A 10,732-nucleotide genomic window follows, 5' to 3' on the forward strand; every position below is an offset into this window, starting at 1 on the left:
CGTTCCCTACATCAAAAACGGTAAGGCTCGCGGAAATCTCTGCCGCTTCAATGTAAGTGAGCGAGCTTACGAGCGTCCGCGTGAACTGGCGGCGCGGACACCGCGCCTGGTCGAGGCGACAGGACTCGAACCTGCGGCATCTTGGTCCCAAACCAAGCACTCTACCAAACTGAGCTACGCCTCGTTATCGTCCTTTTTCGGACAGCTTTTACATTATATCAGAAATGTCACGACTTGTCAAGCGGTATTTTTGCCTGCGGTGTCCCCGAAAACAAAAAGAGGGGCATGAAGCCCCTCTCCGTTATTACTTCTTCTTCTTGAATGCATCCTTTACATCGTCAACGATGTTCTCTGCTGCGTCCTTCAGGTCGCCGACCACGTCTGTAGCCGCTTCCTTGACCTCTCCTGCAAAGTCGCCTGCCTTATCTGCGACATCCTCTGCTGCGTCTGCTGCACCATCTGCCAGCTCCTCGGCTGTTTCTGTTGCATCATCCGCGAGATCCTTTACTGTAGAGTCGTTGATCTCAAAGTCTATGCTCTCATCTGTATCGTACGGATCGGGATAATCATAAATATCATCGTCGTAATCGGGCTCTGAGTTCTTGTTCTTGATGATCTTATATGCTGCATATCCTGCTGCAACGACCACGCCTGTTACAAGTACACCTGCAAGAATGTTGTTCATGCTAATTCCTCTTTTCTTACTCATATTTTTTCCTCTTTTCTTCGCAAGGAAATCCTGTTACCGTGCCGCTTGCGAACGACTCCGATAAACTACATTACTATTATATCACACTCGTTTTCAAAATTCAACCGTTTACATATTATTTGTTAAAAACATCAAAATAGACAGTGCTGTTATTGGTGCAGTTTCACAACGCAGTATACGGCTGCCGAGCCACACGCGCCGAATATTGTCGGAATCGGCTTTTTCGACCTCGGAGCTGTCGAAGCCGCCCTCGCTGCCTACGACAAGTCCCGCTGTCCTGACTCCGCTGAAGTCGATGTCCCCGAAGGAGCAGCCGCCCTTCTCTTCGTAGAGCAGGGCTGTCACGTCGAGCTGCTTCATCATCTCCACTGCCGTTTGCCAGTCCACGATAGGTGTGACTTCGGGTATCTTTCCCCTGCCCGACTGCTTTGCAGCTTCGGCAGCTATCTTGTTCAGACGAGGCAGCTTCTTCGCAAAGTCGCGCTCGTCGGGACGCGATATGCAGCGGCGCGTCAGCACGGGCACTATCCTGCTCACGCCCAGCTCCACGCTCTTCTGTATGATGTATTCGAGCTTGTCCTGCTTGGGGACTGCCTGAAACAGCGTCACCTCGATGTCGGGCTCGGCTGCGCAGCGCACCTTCTCCACAAGGTCAAGATATACCGTATCGGCGGTGATGCGCGATATCGTACAGTTGTAGTCTGTGCCGCAGCAGCAGACCGTCACGCTCTCGCCTGCCCTCATGCGGAGCGAGTGTCCGATGTGGTGGGCGTCGCTGCCCGTGAGGGTGATGTTGTTCTCGTCTATCTCATTCGTAAAAAATCTCGGCATGGTTTCGCCTCCCGTATAATTCGTGATTTCAAGCCGTCAGCCTATTGTAGGGGCGAGTTCCGCTCGCCCGATGACACCGTATTCATTTACGGGCGCACGGATAAGCAGCACACCAAATCTTTGATTTGGATTATGATGCTATATGCAGCTTTGCTGTAATGCGCCCCTACGCGTTATCAAAATGCAGGGGACGCGCCTAACAGGCGTCCCGTCTGAGCACTATCATAGCTTTATTATACAACAATGGGTAATAATTTGCAAGAGGAATACAAATCATTATCGACGTTTTATACAATTTTTAAACCCGTGCTTCTACAGAATCTACAAAAATTCCGCCGCAGCTCTTTTATTTTCATTTTTTGTCTGCAATACAACTTCGATTTATGGTATAATATGGTGTGTATGGCGCGGAGCTCCGCGCGGTACGCGACTATATCACTATGAGACGAGAGGGATGTAAAATGAAGAACAAAAACCTTGTCCGCAGGATAACCTCGGGCTTTACCGCCTTCGCGGCGGCTGCTGCCTGCTCAACAACAGGTATGTTTGCTGCTCCGACGGTCATCGCTGCCGAAGACACCGACAACTACGCTAAACTCCTGCAATATTCGCTCTATATGTACGACGCGAATATGTGCGGCAGCGACGTCGACGAGAGCAGCGGCTTCTCGTGGCGCGGCGACTGCCATACCGATGACGCTGTGCCAGGCGGCTACCACGACTGCGGCGACCACGTCAAATTCGGCATCACTGCGGGCTATTCGGGCGCTACGCTCGGCTGGAGCTACTACGAATACAAGGACGTTTTCGACTCGCTCGGTCAGACGGGACACCTGAAGCTCATTACAGACCGCTTCTGCAAGTATTTCAAGGACTGCACCACCCTCAGCGGCGGCTCGGTCACTGACTTCGTTTACCAGATAGGCGACGGCGGTGCTGACCACAACAGCTACTGGGGACCTCCCGAGCAGCAGGACAGCTCATCGCGAAAAGTGTTCAGGACTTCGAGCGGAGCAAGCGATATCGCTGCCGAATACGCGGCTGCACTTGCTGTCAGCTACCTCAACTTCGGCAACAATGAGGACCTCGAATACGCAAAGGCGCTCTTCGATTTCTCGACCAAGTACAATCAGGTAGCGACTGACGGCACAGGCGGCTTCTACGATTCCAAGGAGGCTGTTGACGACCAGTCGTTCGCGTCGGGATTCCTCTACCTCGCGACAAAGGACGAGAAGTATAATTCCTTCCTCAAGCAGCATCAGAATGACCCTAACTGGGAATACTGCTGGAATAACGTGTATCTCGGTGCCTCCGTCCTCAACGGCGAGATAAACGGCGACTGGAGCATCGCCGAGAAATACGCTCAACAGAGAATGAACGACCCGAGCAAGTGGTACACTCCCGACGGCTGGGGCGCTGCCCGCTACAACACAGCGGCACAGTTTATCGGTCTGCTGCTCAAAAAGCACGAGAAGGCTGACCACACGAAATGGTGCAAGGGTCAGATGGACATGATACTCGGCAAGAATCCCAAGAACATCTGCCTCGTTGTCGGCTTTAATGACGTTTCCGCGAAGTATCCTCACCATGAGGCGGCTTCGGGTCTGAAGGGCTGGGACGAGTATAACGCTGCGGGCGAGACCTTCGGCGGCAAGGGCTATACCCTCACAGGTGCGCTGGAGGGCGGTTTCGCGGACGCAAGCTTCCAGTACAAGGACGCGCTCAACGACATCACCTCCTCTGAGGTCGGTATCGACTACAACGCTACCCTCGTTGCGGCGGCGGCAGGTCTGTACAAGGAGTTCGGGACAGGCAAGACCGACAGCATGGTCAACGGCGTGGAGCGTAATATACAGTACGAGAACCCCGATATCGTGACCACCACCGAGGCGACCACAACGACCGCGACTACGACTGCTTCAACAACGACCGAAACGACTGCGACTACGGTCACAACTACTGCCGACCGCGCCGAGGCTGTCGTAAACGTCAGCATACTCGACCCCGACACGGGCAAGCAGGTACCCGGCGTTAAATACCAGATATCCGGCTACGGCGAAAACGGCGCATACTTCGGTCAGAAGGAATATACTTCCGGCGAGACCGCCGCTACACATGATGTCAACTGGCATGACTTATCCGCCGAAGCTTTCAAGGGCGCTATATACTGGGAATTAACACTGAAAAGTATTCCCGATGAATATGCAATGCCCGACCCTGTGAACACTAAATTCAGCATAGTAAACGGAAAAGCCGATGTAAAGGTAACTCTCGCCAAGAAGCCCGATATGTCTAAGCTGACTTTCGAGCTCATCGTCAAGGACAAGATAACGGGTGAGTACATACCAGGCGTTGAAGTCGTTATCTCGGGCAAGGACTACGAAAAGCAGCTTCCCGAGAAAAAATACACCACCCTCGACGGCGTGAACGACCTCACCTGCCCGAGAGAATGGGTAGATGATCTCAACGACGTTACATGGACAGCAACTATCACTTCTGTTCCCGAGGGATACAAGATGCCCGATGAGCCCAAGACCTTATTTATGTTCCTGACAAAGAATACCGTAGAGAAGACATATGAGCTCGAGCGCGCTGCTGCTCCGAAGGTTCGCTGGGGCGACGCCAACCTCGACGAGAAGGTGACTGTCGCGGACGCGGTGGCTATCCTCCAGTCCATTGCCAATAAGGATAAGTACGGACTGAAGCCGCAGGGCGCCAAGAACGCCGACGTTTACGCGAACGGCGACGGCGTCACTGCCAAGGACGCATTTGTGCTCCAGCTTTTGGACTCGGGCAAATACACCGAGGCTGACCTGCCCATAGCCGAAATTATCGAGGATTAAGTTCCCAGACTTGCATTTCGCACAAAATTAAATATGTTATTTTGGTACCGATGTACAAGAAGGTTTCTGTACATCGGTACTTTATTGCTTTTTGCAGGCAATTTTGTACATATAAATTTGGATTTATACATTCATCGTTCACAATAGTCTGTAATATTTACGTCAATATATACAAATCGGATATATCATTTTAGGTCAATAGGTAGAATCTGCAAAATATCGCCCTTGTGTAACCGTATTGTAATATTTATGTTTCCGCTTTGTAACCAAAAACGCGGCGAAATTATGTATAATAGTCCGTGAGGCATATTATAGGCAAAACGCGATACGACTAATCAGAAAGAAGTGTGAATAGTATGTTCAAATTCAGGAAATTTACATCAGTAGTCCTGACGGGTGCCCTCGCACTCACCTCGGCTGCAAGTTCTTTCTCCGCGGCTGCTCCCTCTCTCTCTGCAACTGCGGCAGATAACGACAATTACGCAAGACTCCTTCAGTATTCCCTCTATTTCTACGACGCCAATATGTGCGGTGACGTTACCGGATGCGGTCTCGAATGGAGAAGCAACTGCCATACCACCGATGAGATCCCCGGCGGTTTCCACGATGCAGGCGACCACGTAATGTTCGGTCTCCCTCAGGGCTATACCGCTGCTGCTCTCGGTCTGAGCTATTATGAGTTCTCGGACGCGTATGAGCAGACAGGTCAGGCAGATCACATCAAGATGATCCTCAACCATTTCTGTACATATTTCAAGAAGTCTACCAAGCTCAACGGTGACAACGTTTCCAGCTTCCTCTACCAGAAGGGTGAGGGAAATCCCGACCACTCGTACTGGGGCCCGCCCGAGCAGCAGGGAGGCAACCGCAAGATGTACTGGACAAGCAACGGCGCAAGCGATATCGCTGCAAACTACGCTTCTGCCCTCGCTATCAATTACAAGAACTTCGGCAACGAAGAGGACCTCAAGTACGCTAAGGCACTCTATAAGTTCTCAAAGCAGTATAACCAGTGCGCAACGGAAGGTCCCGATACCTTCTACGTTTCATCCAAGTGCGCTGATGAGCAGGCAATGGCTGCGGGATGTCTCGCACTCGCTACCGGCGATCAGGGCTATAAGAACGATGTCAAGGCAATAAATTCTATCGGCGTTTACTGGGCGTACGGCTGGAACGACGCAAACCTCGGTGCCGCTGTTATGAACGGTATCGTAAACAAGGACTGGAGCGCTGCTAACAAGTACCTCGGCGAAAAGTGCAACGGCAGCGGATACCTCTTCATGGACAAGTGGGGCAGCGCAAGACTTAACTGCTCTATGCAGTTCATGTCTCTTGTTGCCACAAAGGAAGGCGCAGGCAACTATACAAACTGGGCTCAGGGGCAGATGAATTACATCCTCGGCAATAACCCCGCAAAGACCTGCTTCGTTACAGGCTTTGCAAGCAACAGTGCAAAGAACGCTCACCACAGAGCGGCTTCAGGCTATACAAGCTATGAGCAGTTCAATATGAACGGCTGGGATCCCAACGGCGACCATATGAGCCCCTTCTGTGCTTACGGTCCCAATGCAAAGCCCCTCATCGGTGCTCTTGTAGGCGGTCCCTGCAACGCAAACGGCGACTATCACGATAACATGGCTGACTATGTCTGCAACGAGGTTGCTATCGACTATAACGCAGGTCTCGTAGGCTCAGCAGCAGGTCTTTACCACTTCAAGAAGACAGGCTCTATCGACAACAATATCAACGGTGTTACCAAGATATACAAGGGCGGCTCTCAGCCCCAGCAGACAACCGAGCCTCAGCAGACAACTCAGACTCAGCAGACTCAGCCTGCTCAGACTACTCAGCCTCAGCAGACTCAGCAGCAGCCCACTACAACTACTCCTTCCACTAACCCCGGCGGCGACGGTGTTTACTCCATAAGCCCCAAGCAGCACGTTAAATTCGACCAGAATGCTGATGACAAGATGATCGGCTGGGATTGGGCTGATTTCAAACTCCCGAGCGGCGCTAAGATCAGCAAGGTCGAGGTGAACATCTCCGCAAACGGCGCTATCGGCAAGTGGGAAGGTGCATTCGGTACATCTACTACCGTTGCTCCCGACTACTGGACAATGACTGACAATATGTCGGCTACTCCCAGCGGAAACTCAGCAACTATCACTTGGAATGTTCCTTCAGATACTGCCGAGATAATCCAGACTGCATACGGCGGACAGCTCAAGTTCGGTACATGGTGGGTGAACAGCGGCGAATTCACTGTTGACTCGATCAATGTATACGCTGAGGGCGGCAGCACTCCCGCTACTACACCTTCTACCACAAAGACAACAACTACCACAACTACTACAACGACCACTACAACTACTACCACTACAACAACTACTACAACCACAATTGCTACTACTCAGCCCGCAAGCAAGGTAACAAAGTACGGCGACGTCAACCTCGACGGCTATGTTTCAGTCGCTGACGCTGTTGCTATACTCCAGTTTATCGGCAATAAGGATAAGTACAAGCTCAATGAGACACAGCTCGCCAATGCTGACGTTTCGGGCAATAAGGACGGCGTTACAGCTAACGACGCCCTCACTATCCAGAAGGTGGATGCAGGCGCTCTCAGAGAGTCTCAGCTCCCCGTTTGATCTGAGATAAAAGAAATATGTGAATGACGCCTGTTCAGCATGAGCGGCGTATCGTACGGATGTATTATCTGTCACTTATCGGGGACCCCTTTCCTGTGAAAGGGGTCCTTGTTTTGTTTCGTGATGATTACGTATCGTACGTGCTTGTGCTGTATGGGCGGTCTTTTCTGACCAGAATTGTGGTCGGTGGTCAATAATTGCGTAGTTTTCGGGTAATTATTGACAAGTCTTTGCCGCTGTGCTACAATAAAATTGTAGTAAATGTTCCGCCCCGTTATAGGCAGGGGCGGTGCATAATATATTGGACCCTTTAGTCGGGTCCGGAAGGGATGATCTATCATGAAGCACAATCCATTCAACGCGCTGACAGCCGCTGCACTCACCGCAGCTATGACGCTGTCTTCGCTCCCCGCGTCAGAGGCGCTCGTTGCTGACGCTGCTGACACCGAGGGCGTCGTATTCTCCACCGATTTCGAGGACGGCGACGTTTCCAGATTCTCTAAGCGCGGCGACAACGACACATCTGTCATCGAGGCTATCGAGGACGACAAGGCTCCCAGCGGAAGCAAGGTAATGTCCGTTTCGGGACGCGACCAGAGCTGGAACGGCCCGTCGCTCGCGGCTGAGGGTCTGCTTGAGCCAAACGTTAAGTATAACGTTTCTGTCAAGGTAAAGGCTGCCTGGTATAATACCGTCTGCCTCTCATTGCAGCATACTCCAGGAGGCTCAGAAGAGCCGCAGTATACCAACCTCGTCAAGGGCGTTTCTCAGGGCGATTACGTTACCCTCGAAACAAGCTTCTCCTTCGGCGACGGCGAAAAGGACGTTTCTATCTACATCGAGACCACGGGCGAGGCTAACGACCTCTGCGTAGATGATTTCACCATCACGCTCGCGCCTAATAAGCTCGACAAGACCCTCGTCGGTCTCAAGGACGTTTACGCTGATATGTTCAAATTCGGCACCGCTACTACTGCCGGCGAGATAGCTCCCGCCTCCACTAAGGAGCTCGTGAAGCACCACTTCAACAGCATCACGGCAGGCAATGAGCTCAAGCCCGATTCCGTGCTCGACAAGAACGCCTGCCTCGCACTTGCCGCTGACGGCGACGATACCAACCCGCAGGTCACTCTCGCAAACGCTAAGCCTATCCTCGACTTCGCAAGAGAAAATGATATCTCCGTAAGAGGTCACGTTCTCGTTTGGCATCAGCAGACTCCTCTCTGGTTCTTCAAGGAGGACTACAAGGATGACGGCGAGTGGGTGTCTAAAGAGAAGATGCTCAAGCGTATGGAAAACTACATCAAGAACGTTTTCGCGGCTGTCAAGGAGGAATATCCCGACGTTGACTTCTATGCGTGGGACGTTGTGAATGAAGCCTTTACAGACGGCGGCGCGCCCCGTCAGCCAGGCTTCCCCGAAGAGAGCAACAACTGGGAGGCTTCTCCCTGGGTAAAGGTGTTCGGCGATAATTCGTTCATCAAGCCCGCTTTCGAGTACGCTAAGATGTACGCTCCCGAGGGCACAAAACTGTTCTACAACGACTTCAATGAGTACATGGACAAAAAGGATGCTATCGTCAAGCTCGCCGAGGAGATCAATTCCGATGGCCACTACATCGACGGCATCGGTATGCAGTCGCACCTTAATGTCACTAATAACGGCGGAAATGACCCGTTCCCGACTGCGGGTATGTACAAGAACGCTCTCGAGAAGTTCAGCAAGACAGGTCTCGACATACAGATAACCGAGCTCGACGCCACCGTTGACGGCGAGAATTACGAGCTTCAGGCGAAGTACTACAGCGACATCTTCGACGCTATCGTTGCTTATAAGGACTATGTTTCCGCAGTAGTTGTATGGGGTACGACCGACGACCAGAGCTGGCGTGCATCAAAGAATCCGCTCCTCTTCACCAAGGACTACGAGGCTAAGCCCGCTTATTACTCGATAATCGACGGAATCGAAGTACCCGACATCACAACTACTACCAAGAAGACTACTACTGCTACTTCCTCCGCAGCTACTACCACCCAGACCGAGACTACGACCGTTACAGCAAGCGAGACAACGTCATCGGGCGCCTCTGCGACGCTCTGCGGCGATGCCAACAACGATAAGAAGGTCACTGTGGCTGACGCTGTAGCGATATTACAGTCCCTCGCTAACAAGGACAAGTACGCGCTCACCGATGCTGGTCTGGCAAACGCCGACTGCTTTGACGTCGGAGACGGCGTAACCGCTAACGATGCTCTCGCGATACAGAAGCTCGACGCAGGCGTGATAAAGGCACTCCCCCTTTACTCCTCCAGCCCTAACAATTAACAGAAAAAGCTCCCCTCTCGGGGAGCTTTTTCCATTGGATTGTAGGGGGCGCCGCCTTCAGCGTCCCGCACATAATAATTAACGGTTACACGGTGTAGGGGCGCATTCCGTGCGCCCGCAGTACATTGACGAACCAACGGGCGAGCGGAACTCGCCCCTACAACTTCCAGAATATTGCAGTCATCTGTAGGGGCTCCCCTCCTGTGCCTTGCTTCTTTTTATCTTTATTACTTCTTCATATTGTCCATGGAAAGAGCGCTTTTCTTGCTGAACGTATGGCTGCGTCCCACTTTATTTTGCACTTCCTCTTTAACTTTATCGGCTGTAAGACGATAGTTGGAATAGAGATTCTGTCCCTTCTCTTTTGTTGCCTGTGATCACTAACACATTTGCCGTAAGCATACCCTGCAAAAGACCAAAATGGTGCAAAATCCCGACAAATATTTCAGGATACAAAAAAAGCTTCCCGTGAGAAGCTTAGAACCGTATAAATAAGAAAGCGCCTGCTATTGCAGACGCTCTGTTGGCTCCCCCTGCCCGGCTCGAACGGGCGACAACTCGGTTAACAGCCGAGTGCTCTACCGACTGAGCTAAGGAGGAATATCAATGTCGGCACTGATCTACTTTCCCGGGCCGTCACCAGCCGAGTATCATCGACGCGAATGAGCTTAACTTCCGTGTTCGGAATGGGAACGGGTGTGACCTCACTGCAATAAGCACCGACTATGAAATTTGGTGACCCGTACCAGAATCGAACTGGTGTTACCGGCGTGAGAGGCCGGTGTCTTAACCGCTTGACCAACGGGCCGTATTGGTGCACCATCGGGGACTCGAACCCAGGACCCACTGATTAAGAGTCAGTTGCTCTACCAACTGAGCTAATGGTGCATTTACATCGCTTATATATTATATCATAAACGTGACCGTTTGTCAAGCGATTTTTCCAAATTTAAAAAGAAATTTTGAAACTGAACAAAGAAAAGCAAGCGCCTGAGAGAGACTCTCACATGAATCAAAAGGAAAAGCCCTCGACCGATTAGTATGCGCTGGCTGAACGCGTCACCACGCTTACACCTTGCACCTATCAACCTCATAGTCTTTGAGGGGTCTTACTCTTACGATGGGATATCTTATCTTGAGGTCGGCTTCACGCTTAGATGCCTTCAGCGTTTATCCGTTCCGCACATAGCTGCCCAGCTGTGCCACTGGCGTGACAACTGGTGCACCAGAGGTGCGTCCATCCCGGTCCTCTCGTACTAGGGACAGCTCCTCTCAAATATCCTACGCCCACGACAGATAGGGACCGAACTGTCTCACGACGTTCTGAACCCAGCTCGCGTACCGCTTTAATTGGCGAACAGCCAAACCCTTGGGAC

The 10,732-nt window shown here is 51.8% G+C and carries 5 protein-coding genes, 4 tRNA genes and 2 rRNA genes; 3 read left to right on the forward strand and 8 right to left on the reverse strand.

Translation table 11 applies throughout. The features are described 5' to 3' along the window. Positions 1-107: 107 nt before the first annotated feature. From BMX22_RS10070 to BMX22_RS10080, 3 genes are all read right to left on the reverse strand, one after another. Positions 108-184 (reverse strand) — tRNA-Pro (locus BMX22_RS10070). A 120-nt stretch (positions 185-304) separates the two neighbouring features. Further along, complete coding sequence (locus tag BMX22_RS10075; protein ID WP_318259726.1) at positions 305-709, reverse strand: YtxH domain-containing protein; 405 nt, start codon at positions 707-709, stop codon at positions 305-307. A 108-nt stretch (positions 710-817) separates the two neighbouring features. Beyond that, positions 818-1,540: an RsmE family RNA methyltransferase gene (locus BMX22_RS10080; RefSeq protein ID WP_074742326.1), complete on the reverse strand. Its 723-nt coding sequence runs from the start codon at positions 1,538-1,540 to the stop codon at positions 818-820. Between the two features lie 461 nt (positions 1,541-2,001). Between BMX22_RS10080 and BMX22_RS10085 the strand changes: the two genes are divergently transcribed. From BMX22_RS10085 to BMX22_RS10095, 3 genes are all read left to right on the forward strand, one after another. Further along, positions 2,002-4,383 (forward strand): glycoside hydrolase family 9 protein, encoded by a 2,382-nt coding sequence (locus BMX22_RS10085; protein WP_074742327.1) that lies wholly within the window; start codon positions 2,002-2,004, stop codon positions 4,381-4,383. Between the two features lie 356 nt (positions 4,384-4,739). Further along, on the forward strand, positions 4,740-7,031 hold the full coding sequence (locus BMX22_RS10090) for a glycoside hydrolase family 9 protein (protein WP_074742328.1): 2,292 nt from the start codon (positions 4,740-4,742) through the stop codon (positions 7,029-7,031). Positions 7,032-7,370: 339 nt separating this feature from the next. Further along, positions 7,371-9,356 carry an endo-1,4-beta-xylanase gene (locus BMX22_RS10095; RefSeq protein ID WP_074742329.1) on the forward strand — a complete coding sequence of 662 codons (1,986 nt, stop codon included), beginning with the start codon at positions 7,371-7,373 and terminating at the stop codon, positions 9,354-9,356. A 524-nt stretch (positions 9,357-9,880) separates the two neighbouring features. Here BMX22_RS10095 and BMX22_RS10100 read toward each other — a convergent pair. From BMX22_RS10100 to BMX22_RS10120, 5 genes are all read right to left on the reverse strand, one after another. Continuing rightward, positions 9,881-9,956: transfer RNA gene (locus tag BMX22_RS10100), tRNA-Asn, on the reverse strand. A 7-nt stretch (positions 9,957-9,963) separates the two neighbouring features. Next, a 5S ribosomal RNA gene (rrf, locus tag BMX22_RS10105) occupies positions 9,964-10,080 on the reverse strand. A 9-nt stretch (positions 10,081-10,089) separates the two neighbouring features. Beyond that, positions 10,090-10,164: transfer RNA gene (locus BMX22_RS10110), tRNA-Glu, on the reverse strand. A gap of 4 nt (positions 10,165-10,168) precedes the next feature. After that, positions 10,169-10,244 (reverse strand) — tRNA-Lys (locus BMX22_RS10115). Between the two features lie 127 nt (positions 10,245-10,371). After that, positions 10,372-10,732: ribosomal RNA gene (locus tag BMX22_RS10120) — 23S ribosomal RNA — on the reverse strand; the annotation flags it as partial.

The organism is Ruminococcus sp. YRD2003, assembly GCA_900109435.1.
Taxonomy (GTDB): domain Bacteria; phylum Bacillota; class Clostridia; order Oscillospirales; family Ruminococcaceae; genus Ruminococcus; species Ruminococcus flavefaciens_G.